The organism is Streptomyces sp. NPDC003691 (assembly GCF_053981115.1).
Map to the genome: position 1 here is coordinate 1 of NZ_JBSFNQ010000022.1, position 16,902 is coordinate 16,902.

Annotated in this window: 16 protein-coding genes and 1 pseudogene; 10 read left to right on the plus strand and 7 right to left on the minus strand. The window is 72.6% G+C overall.

Going from position 1 to position 16,902, the window contains the following annotated elements:
* Positions 1-173: 173 nt before the first annotated feature.
* Positions 174-1,952: a glyoxylate carboligase gene (gcl, locus tag ACWDR0_RS13480; RefSeq protein WP_456351804.1), complete on the minus strand. Its 1,779-nt coding sequence runs from the start codon at positions 1,950-1,952 to the stop codon at positions 174-176.
* A gap of 311 nt (positions 1,953-2,263) precedes the next feature.
* Here gcl and ACWDR0_RS13485 point away from each other — a divergent pair, with 311 nt between their 5' ends.
* The gene (locus tag ACWDR0_RS13485; protein WP_456351805.1) at positions 2,264-3,067 is read left to right on the plus strand and encodes a hypothetical protein; all 804 of its coding nucleotides are present in this window, start codon (positions 2,264-2,266) and stop codon (positions 3,065-3,067) included.
* A 114-nt stretch (positions 3,068-3,181) separates the two neighbouring features.
* Positions 3,182-3,706, plus strand: a complete 525-nt coding sequence (locus ACWDR0_RS13490; protein ID WP_456351806.1) for a GNAT family N-acetyltransferase — start codon at positions 3,182-3,184, stop codon at positions 3,704-3,706.
* A 238-nt stretch (positions 3,707-3,944) separates the two neighbouring features.
* Here ACWDR0_RS13490 and ACWDR0_RS13495 read toward each other — a convergent pair whose 3' ends face one another.
* Together ACWDR0_RS13495 and ACWDR0_RS13500 are read right to left on the minus strand one after the other, a co-directional pair.
* On the minus strand, positions 3,945-5,591 hold the full coding sequence (locus ACWDR0_RS13495) for an AMP-binding protein (RefSeq protein WP_456351878.1): 1,647 nt from the start codon (positions 5,589-5,591) through the stop codon (positions 3,945-3,947).
* Positions 5,592-5,596: 5 nt separating this feature from the next.
* Positions 5,597-7,282, minus strand: a complete 1,686-nt coding sequence (locus ACWDR0_RS13500; RefSeq protein WP_456351807.1) for an AMP-binding protein — start codon at positions 7,280-7,282, stop codon at positions 5,597-5,599.
* A 115-nt stretch (positions 7,283-7,397) separates the two neighbouring features.
* Here ACWDR0_RS13500 and ACWDR0_RS13505 point away from each other — a divergent pair, with 115 nt between their 5' ends.
* Positions 7,398-8,237, plus strand: a complete 840-nt coding sequence (locus tag ACWDR0_RS13505; RefSeq protein WP_456351808.1) for a response regulator transcription factor — start codon at positions 7,398-7,400, stop codon at positions 8,235-8,237.
* Positions 8,238-8,353: 116 nt separating this feature from the next.
* Here the strand turns inward: ACWDR0_RS13505 and ACWDR0_RS13510 are convergent, their stop codons facing one another.
* Positions 8,354-8,830, minus strand: coding sequence for an ASCH domain-containing protein (locus ACWDR0_RS13510; protein ID WP_456351809.1), 477 nt, complete (start codon positions 8,828-8,830; stop codon positions 8,354-8,356).
* A 214-nt stretch (positions 8,831-9,044) separates the two neighbouring features.
* On the opposite strand from ACWDR0_RS13510, the gene ACWDR0_RS13515 reads away from it, so the two are divergent.
* Complete coding sequence (locus ACWDR0_RS13515) at positions 9,045-9,488, plus strand: SAV_915 family protein (protein ID WP_456351810.1); 444 nt, start codon at positions 9,045-9,047, stop codon at positions 9,486-9,488.
* 79 nt (positions 9,489-9,567) lie between these two features.
* Positions 9,568-10,908: a diaminopimelate decarboxylase family protein gene (locus ACWDR0_RS13520; protein ID WP_456351811.1), complete on the plus strand. Its 1,341-nt coding sequence runs from the start codon at positions 9,568-9,570 to the stop codon at positions 10,906-10,908.
* 9 nt (positions 10,909-10,917) lie between these two features.
* Here ACWDR0_RS13520 and ACWDR0_RS13525 read toward each other — a convergent pair whose 3' ends face one another.
* Positions 10,918-12,096: a winged helix DNA-binding domain-containing protein gene (locus tag ACWDR0_RS13525; RefSeq protein ID WP_456351812.1), complete on the minus strand. Its 1,179-nt coding sequence runs from the start codon at positions 12,094-12,096 to the stop codon at positions 10,918-10,920.
* Between the two features lie 170 nt (positions 12,097-12,266).
* Between ACWDR0_RS13525 and ACWDR0_RS13530 the strand changes: the two genes are divergently transcribed.
* A complete protein-coding gene (locus ACWDR0_RS13530; protein ID WP_456351813.1) occupies positions 12,267-13,364 on the plus strand; it encodes a magnesium and cobalt transport protein CorA in 1,098 nt (365 codons plus the stop codon).
* A 45-nt stretch (positions 13,365-13,409) separates the two neighbouring features.
* On the opposite strand, the pseudogene ACWDR0_RS13535 reads toward ACWDR0_RS13530, so the two are convergent.
* Positions 13,410-13,557 (minus strand): annotated as a pseudogene (locus ACWDR0_RS13535) (IS5/IS1182 family transposase); the annotation flags it as partial.
* Positions 13,558-13,708: 151 nt separating this feature from the next.
* Between ACWDR0_RS13535 and ACWDR0_RS13540 the strand changes: the two are divergent.
* Positions 13,709-14,089: a hypothetical protein gene (locus ACWDR0_RS13540; RefSeq protein WP_456351814.1), complete on the plus strand. Its 381-nt coding sequence runs from the start codon at positions 13,709-13,711 to the stop codon at positions 14,087-14,089.
* 68 nt (positions 14,090-14,157) lie between these two features.
* Entirely contained in the window at positions 14,158-14,688 is a 531-nt protein-coding gene (locus ACWDR0_RS13545; RefSeq protein ID WP_456351815.1) for an SMI1/KNR4 family protein, read from the plus strand.
* Between the two features lie 255 nt (positions 14,689-14,943).
* Here the strand turns inward: ACWDR0_RS13545 and ACWDR0_RS13550 are convergent, their stop codons facing one another.
* Positions 14,944-15,858, minus strand: a complete 915-nt coding sequence (locus tag ACWDR0_RS13550; protein WP_456351816.1) for a LysR family transcriptional regulator — start codon at positions 15,856-15,858, stop codon at positions 14,944-14,946.
* Positions 15,859-15,928: 70 nt separating this feature from the next.
* Here ACWDR0_RS13550 and ACWDR0_RS13555 point away from each other — a divergent pair, with 70 nt between their 5' ends.
* Positions 15,929-16,633, plus strand: a complete 705-nt coding sequence (locus ACWDR0_RS13555) for a cyclase family protein (RefSeq protein WP_456351817.1) — start codon at positions 15,929-15,931, stop codon at positions 16,631-16,633.
* The gene (locus ACWDR0_RS13560; protein ID WP_456351818.1) at positions 16,630-16,890 is read left to right on the plus strand and encodes a CBU_0592 family membrane protein; all 261 of its coding nucleotides are present in this window, start codon (positions 16,630-16,632) and stop codon (positions 16,888-16,890) included. Before ACWDR0_RS13555 ends, ACWDR0_RS13560 begins: the two co-directional genes overlap by 4 nt.
* The last annotated feature ends 12 nt before the right edge of the window (positions 16,891-16,902 follow it).

Below are 16,902 nucleotides of genomic sequence, written 5' to 3' on the forward strand. Positions count from 1 at the left end.
AGGGCCCGCACTCCATCGCGGAGTGCGGGCCCTCCGGCGTATCCGCGCGGACGGTCTACCGGTGTATCCGGCCGACAGTCCTTCGCCGTATCCGCGCCGACGGCTGTGCGCCCCCGCCCGGAAGGATCCGGGCGGGGGCGCGGCGGTAGCTGACCGGGCGGGGCGCGGCGGTGTCAGAGTTCCAGCGGCAGCACCGACGTGGGGGCGTGCTCCGGCTCGGTCGCCAGCTCCTCCCATTCGTTGACCGCGTCGATCTGCACGCCCATCGAGATATTGGTGACCCGCTCCAGGATCGCCTCCACGACCACCGGCACCCGGTACTCGGCGGCCAGCTTCTTCGCCTCCTCGAAGGCGGGCAGCAGCGCGTCCGGTTCGGTGACCCGCAGCGCCTTGCAGCCCAGGCCCTCGACGACCTTGACATGGTCCACGCCGTAGACGCCCAGTTCGGGGGAGTTGATGTTCTCGAACTCCAGATTCACCTGGAAGTTGATGTCCAGGTTCCGCTGGGCCTGGCGGATCAGGCCCAGATAGGCGTTGTTGACCAGGACATGGACGTACGGGATGCGGTGCTGCGCCCCGACGGCCAGTTCCTCCAGCATGAACTGGAAGTCGTAGTCCCCGGAGAGCGCGACGACGGGCGAGTCCGGGTCGGCGGTGGCGACACCCAGGGCGGCCGGGATGGTCCAGCCCAGCGGACCGGCCTGACCGCAGTTGATCCAATGGCGGGGCCGGTACACGTTGAGCAGCTGGGCGCCCGCGATCTGGGAGAGCCCGATGGTGGTCACGTACCGCGTCTCCGGTCCGAAGGCGCGGTTCATCTCCTCGTACACCCGCTGGGGCTTCAGCGGCACCTGGTCGAAGTGGGTCCGCCGCTGGAGGGTCGCCTTGCGCCGCCGGGCCGCGGCGGCCCAGGCGGAGCGGTCGGGCAGGGTGCCCTCGGCCCGGTGCTCCCGGGCCAGTTCGGTGAAGAGCGCGAGGGCGGCGCGGGCGTCGGAGACGATCCCGTAGTCGGGGGCGAAGATCCGGCCGATCTGGGTGGGTTCGATATCGACATGGACGAACGTCCGGCCGCGGGTGTAGACGTCCAGGCCGCCGGTGTGGCGGTTGGCCCAGCGGTTTCCGATACCGAGGACGAAGTCGGACTCCAGGAAGGTGGCGTTGCCGTAGCGGTGGGAGGTCTGGAGGCCGACCATCCCCGCGTTCAGGTCGTGGTCGTCGGGGATGGTTCCCCAGCCCATCAGGGTCGGGACCACGGGCACCCCGGTCAGTTCGGCGAACTCGACCAGCAGCGCCGAGGCATCGGCGTTGATCACCCCGCCGCCCGCCACGATCAGCGGCCGCTCGGCGGCCAGCAGCATCTCCAGCGCCTTGGCGGCCTGGGCCCGGGTGGCGGCCGGCCGGTGGACCGCCAGCGGCGCGTACGTCTCGGGGTCGAACTCGATCTCGGCCTGCTGGACGTCCAGCGGCAGGTCGATCAGGACCGGCCCGGGGCGGCCCGACCGCATCAGATGGAAGGCCTGCTGGAACACACCGGGCACCTGGGCGGCTTCCATCACCGTGGTGGCCGCCTTGGTGACGGGCCGGGCGATGGCCGCGATGTCGACCGCCTGGAAGTCCTCCTTGTGCATCACCGCGGTCGGCGCCTGGCCGGTGATGCAGAGGATCGGTATGGAGTCCCCGGTGGCCGAGTACAGCCCGGTGATCATGTCGGTGCCGGCCGGGCCGGACGTGCCGATGCAGACTCCGATGTTCCCCGGCCGGGTGCGGGTGTAGCCCTCGGCCATATGGGAGGCGCCCTCGACATGCCGGGCGAGCGTGTGGTCGATGCCGCCGCCCTCCTGCAGCGCCTTGTAGAAGGGGTTGATCGCGGCACCCGGCACACCGAAGGCATGGGTGACGCCCTCCCGCTTGAGGATCTCGACTGCCGCGCGGGCAGCGGTCATACGAGGCATCTGTGTCCCCAATTCTGCTCGGACCCCATCGCGGAGCCTTCCGCCACCCAGGCTCGACGATTTCCACGATGCGAAAGTCTAATTCTGTTATGCGAAATCAATGTAGAAGGCGCTCCGGGCAGCGTCAAGGCACGGCGAGGGGCGGCCTCGCCCCGCCCCGCCGGGTGCGGGACCATGGAGCCGACCGAACGACCGGCGCCGTGACCGGCGCCACGAGGACCGCCGCGCCGCCGCGCGGCGGAGCCCGAACTCCCGCCGTGCCACCGGGTATCCGGCCGTGCGGGCACCGCGGGCACGAAGGAGGGGGCGCCATGACGGCGGCCGAGCCGGTCCGACTGCGCTGTCCCCACTGCCACCGGGAGCATCGCTACTCCTCCCCCGGCTATCTCTGCCCCTGCGGCACCACGGTCGCCGTCCCGCTGCTGAGCACGGCCGAACCCGCGGTGCTGTACCGGCGGATCTGGGACGAGGAGTGGGTGACCGTCCACTGCGCGTCCTGCGGCGAGGCGAACGACTGGCCCCGGCCCGAAGTGGGCTGCCCCTGCGGCACCCTGATCCGGCCCGCCGTTCGGGCGGCGGACACGCCCCCGGAGGACCTGGACGGCCCGCCTCCGGCCGCCCCCGCCGCCGGTCCGACGGTCCCCGCCGATCCGGCCGGACGGGTGCCCGTCCCCCGCTCGGGCGAGGGCGCGCGCCCCGCCTTCCGCCCGGTCCCCGTCCGTACCGCCCGCGACGCGGTCGCGACGGCCGCCCACTATCTGGAGTGGCTCGGCTTCCACGACGTGGTGCCCCAGGTGGTGCACCAGCCCGAGCCCCGGACCGGCGTCCCGGCCGGTCCGCGGCTCCCCGCGGGCACCGATCTGCGCGGCCGGGGCGTCGTCGCCCAGGTCGAGCCGTCCACGCTCCGTACGACGCTGCGCGATGTGGAGTGCCTCTGGCTCAATGCCCTCACCGCCGCGGCGGTCCCGGTCTACTTCGCGCTCGCCGGGTACACCGACGAGGCGCTGGACCGCGCGGACGAGCTGGGCATCCCGCTCTTCGTGGTGGACCTCGCGGGCGAGCCGCGCCCGGCGAACGGCCCGGCCCGCGGCCTGGTCGCGGCGGGCGCGCCCTGACTCCCGGTCACGCCCCACCGGAGCCCGGCCCGAATAACCCCCCGCCGCCGGAGTCCGGCCCGAAATGACCCCCCGCCGCCCGCGCCCGGCGACCCGCCGGGGGATACTTGCGGTATGCGCATACGCCGGGCCGAAGCCGCCGATCTGCCGCTCCTCCAGGACATCGAACGGGCCGCCGGAGAGCCGTTCCGCGAACTCGGCATGGTGGAGATCGCGGACGACGAGCCGCCCGCGCTGGAGGTCCTGGAGTGCTACCGCGCGGCCGGCCGGGCCTGGGTCACCGAGGACGGGGACGGACGGCCGCTCGGCTATCTCATCCATGACACCGTGGACGGCGCCGCCCATGTCGAGCAGGTCTCGGTGCACCCCGCCGCCGCGCGCCGGGGGCTCGGCAGTGCGCTGATCGACCATCTCGCCGGACTGGCGGCGGCGGACGGGCTCACCGCGCTGACCCTGACGACCTTCGCCGAGGTGCCCTGGAACGCGCCGTACTACGCGCGCCTCGGATTCCGGGTGGTGCCCGATTCCGAGGTCACCGAGGGGCTGCGGGAGATCCGGCGCGCGGAGAAGGAGCACGGCCTGGACCGCTGGCCGCGCGTCTGCATGCGCCGCGAACTCCCGGCCGCCGCACCGCGCTGACGGCCGCGCCGCGCCGGCGGCCGCGCCGCGCCGGCGGCCGCGCCGAGGGCCGGGGCCCGGGGGCGCGGGCGTCCTCGCCGGACGCCCCGGCTCCGTACGGCGGGCAGGTCCGTACGAACCGGTCTCGTAGGGCGGGCAGGTCCCGGTCGCCCCCGGGCCCGGCCCCGTACGGCGGGCAGAGCCGTACCGGAATCCGCCGGTCCGCCCCGTACCGCGGACAGGGCCGTACGGGCCTTCGTCAGCCGGCCCCGTACCGCTCCCTCAGCTCCACCTTCCGTACCTTGCCGCTCACCGTCATCGGAAAGGCGTCCAGGATCTCCAGCCTGCGCGGGATCTTGTAGTGGGCCAGCCGCTGGTCGCAGAAGGCCCGCAGGGCGTCCAGGGTCGGCGGGTCCGCCGGGTCGCGAGGCACCACACAGGCCAGGATCTCCTCGCCGTACCGCGGATCCGGCACCCCGACCACCTGGACGTCGGCTATCTGCGGATGCCGGTGGAGGAACTCCTCGATCTCCCGTGGGTAGACGTTCTCACCACCGCGGATGATCATGTCTTTGATCCGGCCGACGATCCGGACGAATCCGTCGGGCCGCATCACGGCCAGATCCCCGGTGTGCATCCAGCGCCCCGCGTCGATCACCTCGGCCGTGCGCTCCGGTTCGCCCCAGTACCCCAGCATCACGCAGTAGCCGCGGGTGCACAGCTCCCCCGCCTCGCCCCGCGGCAGCGTCACCCCGCTCACCGGGTCGACGATCTTCACCTCGATATGCGGCAGGGTGCGGCCGACGGTGGCGGTACGCCGTTCGAGATCGTCGTCGCGGTGCGTCTGGGTGGAGACGGGCGAGGTCTCCGTCATCCCGTAACAGATGGCGACACCTGCCATGTTCATCTCCGCGACGACCCGCTCCATCACCTCCACCGGGCACGGCGAGCCCGCCATGATCCCGGTGCGCAGGGACGACAGGTCGTGGCCGGCGAAGCCGGGGTGGTCGAGTTCGGCGATGAACATCGTCGGCACCCCGTACAGGGAGGTGCAGCGCTCGGCGGCCACGGCCGCCAGGGTGGCCGCGGGGTCGAAGGACGGCGCGGGGATCACCATGCACGCGCCGTGGGAGGTGGCGGCCAGATTGCCCATGACCATGCCGAAGCAGTGGTAGAAGGGCACCGGTATGCATATCCGGTCCGTCTCCGTGTAGCCGAGGCTCTCCCCCACGAACCAGCCGTTGTTGAGGATGTTGTGGTGGGAGAGGGTGGCGCCCTTGGGAAAACCGGTGGTCCCGGAGGTGTACTGGATGTTGACCGGGTCGTCGCAGGAGAGGGCGGCCCCCCGCGCGGCGAGCGCCTCGTCCGTCACCCCTTCGGCAGCAGCGGTCAGCCGGTCCCAGGAGGCGTCTCCGAAGTAGTGGACGGAGCGCAGCCCGGGACAGTCGTCGCGGACCTCGTCGACCAGGGCGCGGTAGTCGCTGGTCTTGTGCCGCCGCGAGGCGAAGAGCACCGAGACCCCGGACTGCCGCAGCACATAGGCGAGTTCATGGGACCGGTAGGCGGGATTGACGGTGACCATGATCGCGCCGATCCGGGCGGTGGCGTACTGCACCAGCACCCATTCGGGGCAGTTGACCGCCCAGATGCCGACCCGGTCGCCGCGGGCGACGCCGTGGCCGAGCAGGGCGCGGGCCAGCCGGTCGACGGCCGCGCCGAACGCGGCGTACGTCCACCGCCGTCCGGACGGCACGTCGACCAGCGCCTCCCGCTCCGGCCAGGCGGCGACCGCCCGGTCCAGATTGCGGCCGATGGTGTCGCCGAGCAGTGGCCCGCCGCCGGTGCCGTGGTCGTACGAGAGTCCGGGGGCGTCGCCGGGTCCGGCGCCCGCGGGCCGGTCCTGCATCAGGGTCACCGGTACTCCGCCTCGTCGTACTCGGTGGTGACGGCGCCGGTGGCGGTCCGCTCGCGCAGCTCGATCCGGCGGATCTTGCCGGAGACGGTCTTGGGCAGTTCGGCGAACTCGATCCGCCGGATCCGTTTGTACGGGGCGAGCACCGAACGCGCGTGGCGGAACAGTTCCTTCGCGGTCTCCGGGCCCGGCTCCCAGCCGTCCGCCAGCACGATGTACGCCTTGGGGACCGCGAGCCGTACCGGATCGGGCGCGGGCACCACGGCCGCCTCCGCGACCGCCGCGTGCTCCAGCAGCGCGCTCTCCAGCTCGAAGGGGGAGATCTTGTAGTCGGACGCCTTGAAGACGTCGTCGGAGCGGCCGATGTAGGTGATGTAGCCGTCGGGGTCGCGGGCCCCGATATCGCCGGTGCGGTAGTAGCCGCCGGCGGTGGCGTCGGCGGTACGCCGCGGATCGCCGTGGTAGCCCTTCAGCAGCCCCACCGGCCGGGCCCGGGGCGACAGGTCGAGGGCGATCTCGCCCTCGCGCGCGCCGGGGCGGCCGGTCAGCGGGTCGAGCAGTTCGATCGTGTAGCCGGGGCTCGGCCGCCCCATGGAGCCCGCCTTCAGCAGCTGGCCGGGGCTGTTGGCGATCTGCACGGCGGTCTCCGTCTGCCCGAAGCCGTCCCGGACCGCGACCCCCCATTCGCGCCGTACCACCTCGATGACCTCGGGGTTGAGCGGCTCACCGGCGGCGACGACCTCACGGGGCGGCGTCCGCAGCAGCTTGAGATCGGCCTGGATGAGCATCCGCCAGACGGTCGGCGGGGCACAGAAGCTGGTGACGCCGGCCCGGTCCATCTCGGCCATCAGCCGGGCCGCGTCGAACCGCTGGTAGTTGTGGACGAAGACGGTGGCCTCCGCGTTCCACGGTGCGAAGAGGTTCGACCAGGCGTGCTTGGCCCAGCCCGGCGACGAGATATTGAGATGGACGTCGCCCGGGCGCAGGCCGATCCAGTACATCGTCGCCAGATGACCGATGGGGTACGAGGTGTGCGTGTGCTCCACGAGCTTGGGGCGAGCAGTGGTGCCCGAGGTGAAGTAAAGCATCAGCGGGTCGTCCGAACGGGTGGGACCGTCGGGGTGGAAGCCGGATCCGGCACCGTACGCCTCGCCGTACGGCAGCCAGCCCGCGACCGGCTCGCCGACCGCGATCCGCGTGTAGTCCCCGGGCACCTCGGCGAACTTGGGCGCGTCCGCGGAGCGTACGAGGACATGGGAGACCCGGCCCCGCCGCACCCGGTCGCGCAGATCGACCGGGCCCAGCAGCGGTGTGGCGGGGATGACGACGGCCCGCAGCTTCATCGCGGCGAGCGCGGTCTCCCACAGCTCGGCCTGGTTGCCGAGCATCACCAGCATCCGCTGTCCGGCGCGTACGCCCTGCTCACGAAGCCAGTTGGCGACCCGGTCGGAACGCTCCGACAGCTCGGCGAAGCTCAGCTTCGTCTCGGTGCCGTCCTCGTCGACCAGGTGCAGCGCGGTGCGGTCGTTGCCCTCGGCGATCACGTCGAACCAGTCGAGCGCCCAGTTGAAGTGCTCCGGGCGGGGCCAGACGAAGCCGTCGTAGGCACTCCGGTAGTCCTCCCGGTGCCGCAGCAGGAAGTCCCGGGCCGCCCGGAACTCCTGCGTCGCACTGCCTGTCACCATGTGGCCTCCTCCTTGCCGCACCACTCAGTAGCATCGTGTAATCAGTGACGTAGGTCTCACCACCCCCGATCGGGGGTGCTGGCGACACGACGCGAGTTCCGAGGGAAGCAGGGCCATGCCGGATCCGGCCGAGTCGGTGGAAATGCAGGCGGCACTGGTACGCCTGCGCCGTAGCAGCGGACTGCCCGTGGTGTTCGGCGGGCTACTGAACGACCCCCACCGATTGCGCATCGCCCAGGTCAGCGGGGCGCAGACGGCCGCGCTGCACGGACTGGGCATCTCGGCGGGCAATGGTCTGGGCGGGAAGTCGATCGCCCTGTCCCGGCCCTGCGCGGTGACGGACTACCGGATGTCGCGCCATATCAGCCACGAGTACGACGCGGCGGTCACGGCCGAGGGCCTGCGGTCGGTCCTGGCGGTGCCGGTGGTGGTGCGTCGCCGGGTACGGGGCGTGCTGTACGGGGCGCTGCGCAGGCCGGTCGCCATGGGCGACCGGGTGTTCGACTCGGCGGTGGCCGCGGCGCGGGACGTGGAACAGTCGCTGGTCGTCCGGGACGAGGTGCAGGAGTTGCTCGCCGCCGCCCGGGAACCGGTCGCCGGCAGCGGCTGCTGGGAGGAGGTCCGCCACATCCACACCGAGCTGCGGGCACTGGCCGCCCAGGTCGTGGACCCGGTGCTGCGGGAGACGATCCTCGGGGTCTGCGCCCGGCTCTCCGGCGCGGGCGCCCCGGCGGGCAGCCCCGCGCAGGCACCGGCGCCGGTGACGCTGGCCCCGCGCGAACTGGACGTGCTGGCCTGTGTGGCCGCGGGCGCGACGAACGCGGCGACCGCGGACCGGCTGGGGCTCCGCCCGGAGACGGTGAAGGGCTATCTGCGCGGCGCGATGCGGAAACTGGGCGCCCACACCCGGCTGGAGGCGGTGGTGGCGGCGCGCAGGGCGGGGCTGCTGCCGTAGGCCCTGCGGGGCGGGCCGGGGGCCGCTGCGGTGCGGGAGGCTGCTGCGGTGCGGGGGGGGCGCCCGGGGTGCCGCCCGGACCTGCCACAGCGGTCCGGGGCTGCTGCGGGCCGGTACTACTCCGAGGGGGCCGTCGCCGGGCGGAGCTCGGCGACCACCCGGAAGCGTTCGAGAACCACCCGGGTCGAATCGTCGACGGTGAAGCCCGGATCCCCCAGGGCCGCGCGCATCGCGTCGCTGTGCCAGAAGTGCTCGTGGGCGGTCCGCCACTGCGCGACGGTGTCCGTGCCCTCGCCCTCCGCCCGGGCGTGGCCGGGGTCGACGTCCCGCAGCGGGACGACCCGGACGCCGGTCACCTCGATGACCGCGACGGGGCAGTCCTCGGAGTCGACGACCACCGACAGCTCCCCCGCCACCGGCAGCGGCTCGTCCTCCCGTTCGTACTCGGTCAGCAGTCCGGTGGTGGCGGTCTTGGTGCCGTCCAGGATCGCGGCGACGAGACGGTCCCGCAGCGGGCCCGGGAAGGCGAACTCGGCACGGGGCAGGGACGTCAGGTCCACGGCGGGAAGGAAGGGGAGGAAGGGGTCCGGCATACGGAGACGGTAACAAGCCCGAACACGGTGAGGTGCCCTGTTCCGGCAGTACTCCGGGCAGCCCGGGAGGGCAGCGCCGCCCCGCGCGCCAGGAAGGCGTCAAAAGTCGCCCCCCTAAGGTCAGCGCCGCGTCATGGACCGTCCGGACCGCCCCGTCCCGGGCATAGCTTCGACGACCGGAGACACCATCCCCACCGTCGGAGGACCAGGCACCATGACCACGCTCACCCCCGAGGCAACCGCGTCCGGCGACGGCGCGGACCCCGATGAACGCCGCCCGGCGGGCCCGCTGTACGTACCGGTCAGGACCGGCTCCGCCGGCGGGCACCAGCTCCGCTTCCTGCGCACACCGGCCGGGGTGCGTACGGCTGTCGGCTTCAGCAGCCCCTTGCGGCTCACGGCCGCGCTGGGCCCGGACGCCCGGTGGATCAGGCTGGCGGAACCGGCGCTGCGGTCGCTGGCCGAACCTCTCGGCGTATTCCTGGTGACGGTCGACCCCCGGTTCACGGCCCCCTTCCCCACGGCTTCCCGCCCGGCGGCCGAGCCAGGGCCCGCGGCCGGGCTCTGTGCCCGGCGCCGGATCCGGGAGGCCGCTCCGCCCGCCGCGCCGGAGCACTCGCACACGGCGTCGCCACTGGTCCACCCCTTCCTCGACTGATACCGCAGTCTCTCCCTCCCCCTCTGCCCCTCCCCACTTTCCCTTTCCTCTCCCCTCTCCCCTCTCCGGAGGTGTACGGATGACGGCGGTACCCATGGCACCTACACCCGCGACGTCGATACGCGCGTCGGCGCCCGTCCCGGTCCCCGGAATGACCGACCCGCCACCGTGGCCCGGGTCCGCGCTCGCCCGGCCCGGCGGTGACGTCGCCATGGCGGGCGTACCCCTGACCGAGCCCGCCGAGCGGTACGGCACCCCCGTCCGCGTCATCGACGAGGAGGCGGTCCGGGCCGGAGCCCGCGCCTGGCGGCGGGCGCTGCCGGACGCCGACGTGGTCTATGCGGCGGAGGCGTTCCTCTGCCGGGCGGTGGTGGACTGGATGGCGGACGAGGGCCTCGGGCTGGCTGTCGGTACGGCGGACGAACTGGAGCTGGCGGCCTCCCGCGGCTTCCCGGCGGACCGGATCGTGCTGCACGGCCCGGCCAAGTCGCCGAGGGACCTGCGGACCGCGCTGCGGCTCGGGGTCGGCCGGATCGTGATCGACTCACCCTGCGAGATCGCCCGGATCGCCTCGCAGGCACCCGGCCCGGAACCGCAGCAGGTGCTGATCCGGGTACGGCCGGGCAACGGTTCCCCGGCTGCCCGGCCGGAGTTCGGGGTCGCGGCGGGCCCGGAGACGGAGGAGGCCGTCGCCCGGGTGCTGGGGCAGCCGCGGCTTCAGCTCGTCGGCCTCCACTGCCCTCCGGACTCCGGCGCGACGGCCCCGGCTCGGTACGCGGGTGCGGTACGAGGGGCGGTCGCGCTGCTGGCCCGGATCCGGGACCGGTTCGGTGTGCCGCTGCCGGAGCTGGACCTCGGCGGCGGCTTCGCCCTGCCGTTCGCCCTGCCGGGGGTCCCCGGCCATCCGGCGCCGCCGCCCGCCGCGTACGCCCGCCGGATCGAGGGTGAACTGCTGCGTGTCTGCGCGGAGTTCGACTTTTCGGTACCGCGGCTCACGGTCGAACCGGGCCGCTCGCTGACGGCACCGGCGGAGGTGGTGCTCCACCGTGTCCTCGCGGTCGGGCGCGGGCCGGGCGGCCGGGCGCTGGTCGCCGTCGACGGCGGGCCGGGCGAGGCAGCCGGGGCCGCTCCGGTCCGGCTGATCGGCCGGTTGTCCCCGGCCCCCGTACGGCCGGCGACCGTGGTCGGCCGCCACGGCGGGCCCGGGGATGTCATCGCCGACGGGGCGGAGTTGCCGGTGGACGTACGGCCCGGGGATCTGCTGGCGGTCCCGGCGCCGGGGGCGTACGGCGTGCCGACGGCCCCGGGCGGCCGGTACGCCGTACGACCGCCGGTGGTCGCGGTCCGCGGCGGGCGGGCCCGGCTGCTGGTGCGGCGCGAGACCTTCGAGGACGTACGGAGACGGGACATCGGGCTCTGAGCCGCGGGTTCAGGACCGTACGGTTCCGAACCGGACCCGGTGCGCGGCGGCGTCCGGGGCCATGAGGGAGAGGGTCCGCTCCGCCTCCTCGGCGAGCGCCGCCCGGTCCTTCGCGGACGGTTCACCGAAGGGCTCCACGACGATCTCCGCACCAGCCTTCGCACCGGTCTCCGAGCCGGCCCTCGCGCCGGTCTTCGCGTCCTCGTCGAGGCGCCAGACTCCGGCGAGGAAGCCGTCGAGGAGGAAGACCGGATAGGACTGGTTGCCCTTCCAGGTGAGGCCCGCGTGGCGGTCGTCGGCGACGACGCGGCGCCGGTCGGCGTGGGAGAGCAGGAGGTTGTCGTACTCGGGCAGGAAGCGCGGCGGGGCGGGGGTGCCGGCGGCGGGCCGCGGGGCGTCGGGCAAATCGAAGAGTTCGGTGCCGTGTTCGCTGCGGAAGACGGCGAGGCGGGGGCGGAGCCGTTCGAAGGCGTCCCGGGTCCGGGTCAGCCCGGACCAGGTCTGGAAGTCCTTGACGGAGGCGGGCCCGAAGGCGGCCAGATAGCGCAGTACGGTCCCGTCCAGTCCGGCGGGCGGTCCGGGTTCGCGGCCCAGCCAGTGGGTGACGGTGGTCAGCCGGACCTGGCCGCTCCGCCCCCAGAGGCCGCGCGGGGTGACCTGGACCAGGGGCAGCAGACAGCGGACGGCGATGCCGAGGGAGAGGGGATCGGCGCCGGGCCAGTGTGCGAGGAGGGCGTCGCGCAGCTCCTTCATGGTCCGGGGCTCGGTCTCGACCAGCTCGCGGGCGATCGCGGCGAGCCGGTCGAGGTCCACCCCGTCGAGCCCGCCCCGGGACCGGAACGCCTTCAGCTCCCGGTCCGGGCCACCCGACTGGAGCAGTGGGCGCAGGGCGAGGGCGTCGTCGGCGGTGTGGGTGTGGATGGTGGAGCGGAGGGTGACGATCCGGACCACCCGGCGGTCGGCCATCGGCTCCGACAGCTCACCGGGGGCGAAGTCGGCGAGGCGGGCGGCGAGGGCGTAGTACGGGGGCTTGACGTTCTGCGCCTGGAGCCCGACGAGCCGGGCGACGGCCTGCTCGACGGTCACCTCGGACCGGGGTGCGCGGCGCAGCAGCAGTTGCCGGGCGAGGGTGGCCCGGTTCAGGGCGCGGTCGTCGAGGACGGGAGAGGTGTCTGCCTTCGGAGCCATGGGCTCACCGTAGCGACGATTGCGGACAGTTTCGGTCCGCAATGCGGCGGCGGCCGGTCGTCGCTCCGTGGTTATCCTGCACCCAGCCGGGGTAGGCGCGGCATCTGCCCGTCCGTACGCCGGCGGCGGATCGCCCCCGCCGTCCGGCAGCCGCGAAGGAGGTGACCACGATGCCCCCGAGGCCGTCCCCGCAGAAGGACGAAGCCCTCTCCCCCGAGGCCGCCGGACCCCCCGGCGGATACGGCGGAACCAGCGTGGTGCAGGCGGCCCTGTACCGCGACGGCCGTCGCGTCTCCGTACCGGAATCCCTGTCGGAGACGTACCGGCAGCTCGGCACGGACCCCGACGGCATGGCGTGGATCGGTCTGCACCGCCCGACGGAGCAGGAGCTGCTCTCGCTGGCGGCCGAGTTCGATCTGCACGAACTGGCTCTTGAGGACGCATTGGAGGCGCACCAGCGCCCGAAGCTGGAGCGCTACGGAGACACCCTCTTCGTGGTGCTGCGGGCGGCCCGCTACCTCGACGCGCAGGAGCGGGTGGACTTCGGCGAGCTGCATGTCTTCGTCGGCCGGGACTTCGTCATCACGGTCCGCCACGGCGCCGCCCCCGACCTCTCGGCGGTCCGCCGGCGGATGGAGGAGACCCCCGAACTGCTGGCCCTGGGCCCCGAGGCGGTGCTGTACGCGATCCTCGACGCGGTGGTCGACGGCTATGCCCCGGTAGTGGCGGGCGTCCAGAACGACATCGACGAAATCGAGACCGAGGTCTTCGGCGGCGACCCGGCGGTCTCCCGCCGCATCTACCAGCTGGCCCGCGAAATGGTGGAGTTCCAGCGCGCGACCCGCCCCCTCGTCGGCATGCTCCACGCCCTGACGGCGGGCTTCGCGAAGTACGGCACCGACGAAGAACTGCAGCGCTACCTCCGCGACGTCGCGGACCATGTGACCCACACGAGCGAACGCGTGGACGCCTTCCGCCAGGCCCTCGCGGACATCCTCACGGTCAACGCCACCCTGGTCGCCCAGGAACAGAACGCGGAGATGCGGGCACTGGCGGAGGCGGGCTTCGCGCAGAACGAGGAGATCAAGAAGATCTCGTCGTGGGCGGCCATTCTGTTCGCCCCCACACTCGTGGGAACCATCTACGGCATGAACTTCGAGACCATGCCGGAGCTCAAGTGGGCGGCGGGGTATCCCTTCGCGATCCTGTTGATGGCGGTGGTCTGCGTGAGCCTGTACGTCATCTTCAAAAAGCGCGACTGGTTGTAGACCGGACATCACCGCCACTGATCAGCTCAACTCTTGCGTACATCCAAAGACGTGCTCGACGCGAGAACGGGCCGTGCGGTGGCAAGCGTTGCCCTCTTCCTTCCGGACAGCCAGGCCGCTCGGGCCGCGCTCGCGGCGGTGCGGGATGACCAAGGCCGGCGCCCCGGTAGCCGCCATCAGCGATCACGGTGGTTCCGGCGGCGTCAGTAGTGGGCCGCCACCGCCGCCATCGGATCAGGACGGCTGCGGCGCCGTGAATCACACCAGCCATGCGACAGATCATTTCAGTTGCCGCGACACCTACCCACAACTGATCATGATCGTGGAGCAGCAAGGAGGTCAGGATGGGACTCGCGCTCTGCCCAGCGGACGACAACGTAGCCGGCCCGGATATCTCGTGGTCGTACTACGGGTTCAACCTGTTCAGGCAGTGGCTGGCCCGGACTGAGGGACTTCACCTCCGTGAGATGGCCGGGTTCGGCGGAGACCGCCCTTGGAGCAGCGTCACGACCCCGCTGACACCGCTACTCGACCACGCGGATGACGACGGCGACCTCACAGCCGCTCAGTGCGCGGCCATGCTGCCCCGACTGGAAGCGATCATCGGTGAGCAGCCGCACGCCGCCGACGGCCCCGTGCTCCAACGACGCATTGAGGATGTCCGCCGGCTGATCGGTGTCATGAAGTACTGCGTGGCCGAGGACATCCCGCTCGACTTTTGCTGATCACCCGATCACGGAGCGGAGCCGCCGGGCAGGGCCGGCAGTTGCGGGACAGCTTTTAGCCTGTCTCCATGAAGCACACCGATGACCGCCGGTTCCCCGCCGCGCTTGCCGCTGCCATGACCGTTCAATTCGACTACGCCGACGGGAAGACCGGGGTCGACTTCGAACCCTTCCCGGCCTTCCTGTCCGCGGCCGAGACCACCGACTGGTTCCAGGCCTGGACCGGAAACAGCGAACTGGACGGCAGCGACTTCCGCGTGTTCGGGCAGGACGGTACGGGCGGGTACGCGGCGTTCTGGCTCATCCGCCCGAACCGGCCGCCGGCCGAGCAGCCCATCGTCTTCCTCGGCTCCGAAGGCGAGACCGGTGTCGTCGCCCGCGACCTGGGCGACTTCCTGTGGCTACTGGCCGACGGCTACGGCCCATGGGAAGCGGCCACCTCGTACGAACCCGACTGGAAGGCGCGCCCGAATCCGGAATTGGCAGCCATCGCCGAAGCGTTCGCACCGGACCAGCGCCGCTCGGCGGCAGCTGTGATCGAGCTGGCGGCCCAGGAGTTCCCCGACTTCGACGACACCATGATGGGGCTCTGCAAATGAACCCCGCGTCGCACCACCACGACCGGCTCGCGCTTCGGCACGGTGCCTGCAGCAGGGGGAACTGAGGGCGCTACTGAGGCGGTCGTCCTCAACGAGACCGCCGTGCGCACGACACCACTCGGCGAAGGCCTCAGCGGACAAGGTAACTCCGGGCACTTTTGATCGGAACCTGCCACGTTGCCCGATGTGGCGATTCCCGGCGCAGAGGCGAGCAGGCGAGTGTACGAGTGCCCCCTTGTCCGGCACGCTCCCGTGTCACCCCGCCCCGGCGAGCCCCAGTTTCGCCGCCGCCTGCTGGAGGGCGTCCACCAGGGTGGAGGTGAGGGGGGCCGGGCCGGAGCGGGTGGTGCGGTGGGTGGCGGCGATGCGGCGGTGGCCCGCTACGCGGACCGCCGGGAGGGGGACCAGGTCGGGGGTGAGGGCCAGGGTGGGGAGGACGGCCGCGCCCAGGCCGGCCCGGACCAGGGAGAGCGCCGTCGGGAATTCGCGGCAGATATGGACGCGGCGGGGGGTGAGGCCGTATTCGGCGGAGATGCGTGCCAGGGCGCGGTGGCAGGCGGTGCCCGGCGGGGAGCCGATCCACGGGCGGTCGCGGAGGTCGTTGACCGTGCGGGGGGCGGGGGTCCAGTCGGCCGGGGTGACGATGCGGTATTCGTCGTCGGCGACCGGGACGGAGATCAGGTCCGGGGCGTCCCGGTGAGGGTCGGGGTCGGCCGCGTCGTACTCGGTGACCAGGAGGTCCAGGCCGCCGGTGCGGAGTTCGCGCAGGGCTTCCGGGCCCTCCAGTTCGATCAGCCGGGGTTCCAGGGCCGGGTGGGTGCGGGCGAGTTCCGTGAGGGCCGGGACCAGGAGGTGGGCGACCGCGGTGGAGAAGGCGCCGACGGTGACCGGGCCGGACGCGCGGCCGGCGAGGAGGGTCAGTTCGCGGCGGGCCTCGGCGAGTTCCTGTTCGATGCGTTCGGCGCGGGCGGCGAGCAGTCGGCCCGCCGGGGTGAGTCCGGTACGGCGGCGGGAGCGGTCCACCAGGGGCTGGCCGACCTCGTGTTCCAGCCGGGCCAGATGCTGGGAGACGGCCGAGGGCGTCAGATGGAGCACTTCGGCCGCGTCGACCACGCCGCCGCGGAGGGCGACGGCGCGCAGGACTCGGAGTCGGCGGGGGTCCAGTTCCATAAGCGGGACTGTAGCGTCGCTTCAGAAAGACTCGCTTGTGGTGCAGTGGGACTGCACTGAGGATATGCGCATGGACGAGAACGGTGAGCAAACCGGGTACCGGGGCCGCAGGACGGTGGACCTCAGTCACCCCATCCGGCACGGCATGATCACTTATCCCGGGCTGCCGGGGCCCGAGATCGGTGACCATCTCTCCCGCGAGGGTTCCCGCGAGCACTACGCGCCCGGTACCGAGTTCGCGATCGGCCGGATCTCGATGGTCTCCAATACCGGGACCTATCTCGACAGCCCCTTCCACCGCTACGGCGACGGCGCGGACCTGGCGGCCCTCCCGCTCGGCAGGCTCGCCGATCTGGACGGGATCGTGATCCGGGCGGTGAGTGAGGAGCGGCGGGCCGTGGGGCGGGAGGAGTTGGTCCCGTACGACGTCCGGGGGCACGCCGTGCTGGTCCACACCGGCTGGTCGCGGCACTGGGGCAGCGATCGGTACGGGAGCGGGCATCCGTTCCTCACCCGGGACGCTGCCGGTTGGCTGGTGGAGCAGGGGGCCGCGCTGGTCGGTATCGACTCGCTGAACATCGACGACATCCGGGACGGCACCCGGCCCGCGCACACCCTGCTGCTGGGCGCCGGTATCCCCGTCGTGGAGCATCTGCGCGGTCTGGAGGAGCTGCCCGAGGGGGGCTTCCGCTTCCATGCCGTCCCGCCGGCCGTCGAGGGCATGGGCACTTTTCCGGTCCGGGCCTACGCCGTCGTCGGCGCCAGGTCGCGGTGACGGACGGCGGGGCCGTACTCGCCCTGGTCGGCTGGTCCGGGGCCGGACTGCTGCTGGCGGCCTACGCCCTCGCCTCGGCGGGCCGGGTCCGCTCCGACGGCCGGTCCTTCCAGCTGCTGAACCTCTTCGGCTCCGCCGCGCTGACCGTCAACTCCGGCTATCACCAGGCCTGGCCGTCCGCGCTGCTGAACGCGGCGTGGATCGCCATCGGCCTGGCGGCGCTGTCCCGTCGGCCGTCGGCTGGGCGGCCCCGGTGACCCCGGTGGGGC

What these genes read in the sequence shown, in the direction of transcription:
- gcl (WP_456351804.1), bottom strand. Translation starts at nt 1,952, where the DNA reads ATGCCTCGTATGACCGCTGCCCGCGCGGCAGTCGAGATCCTCAAGCGG.
- ACWDR0_RS13485 (WP_456351805.1), top strand. Translation starts at nt 2,264, where the DNA reads ATGACGGCGGCCGAGCCGGTCCGACTGCGCTGTCCCCACTGCCACCGG.
- ACWDR0_RS13490 (WP_456351806.1), top strand. Translation starts at nt 3,182, where the DNA reads ATGCGCATACGCCGGGCCGAAGCCGCCGATCTGCCGCTCCTCCAGGAC.
- ACWDR0_RS13495 (WP_456351878.1), bottom strand. Translation starts at nt 5,591, where the DNA reads ATGCAGGACCGGCCCGCGGGCGCCGGACCCGGCGACGCCCCCGGACTC.
- ACWDR0_RS13500 (WP_456351807.1), bottom strand. Translation starts at nt 7,282, where the DNA reads ATGGTGACAGGCAGTGCGACGCAGGAGTTCCGGGCGGCCCGGGACTTC.
- ACWDR0_RS13505 (WP_456351808.1), top strand. Translation starts at nt 7,398, where the DNA reads ATGCCGGATCCGGCCGAGTCGGTGGAAATGCAGGCGGCACTGGTACGC.
- ACWDR0_RS13510 (WP_456351809.1), bottom strand. Translation starts at nt 8,830, where the DNA reads ATGCCGGACCCCTTCCTCCCCTTCCTTCCCGCCGTGGACCTGACGTCC.
- ACWDR0_RS13515 (WP_456351810.1), top strand. Translation starts at nt 9,045, where the DNA reads ATGACCACGCTCACCCCCGAGGCAACCGCGTCCGGCGACGGCGCGGAC.
- ACWDR0_RS13520 (WP_456351811.1), top strand. Translation starts at nt 9,568, where the DNA reads ATGACGGCGGTACCCATGGCACCTACACCCGCGACGTCGATACGCGCG.
- ACWDR0_RS13525 (WP_456351812.1), bottom strand. Translation starts at nt 12,096, where the DNA reads ATGGCTCCGAAGGCAGACACCTCTCCCGTCCTCGACGACCGCGCCCTG.
- ACWDR0_RS13530 (WP_456351813.1), top strand. Translation starts at nt 12,267, where the DNA reads ATGCCCCCGAGGCCGTCCCCGCAGAAGGACGAAGCCCTCTCCCCCGAG.
- ACWDR0_RS13540 (WP_456351814.1), top strand. Translation starts at nt 13,709, where the DNA reads ATGGGACTCGCGCTCTGCCCAGCGGACGACAACGTAGCCGGCCCGGAT.
- ACWDR0_RS13545 (WP_456351815.1), top strand. Translation starts at nt 14,158, where the DNA reads ATGAAGCACACCGATGACCGCCGGTTCCCCGCCGCGCTTGCCGCTGCC.
- ACWDR0_RS13550 (WP_456351816.1), bottom strand. Translation starts at nt 15,858, where the DNA reads ATGGAACTGGACCCCCGCCGACTCCGAGTCCTGCGCGCCGTCGCCCTC.
- ACWDR0_RS13555 (WP_456351817.1), top strand. Translation starts at nt 15,929, where the DNA reads ATGGACGAGAACGGTGAGCAAACCGGGTACCGGGGCCGCAGGACGGTG.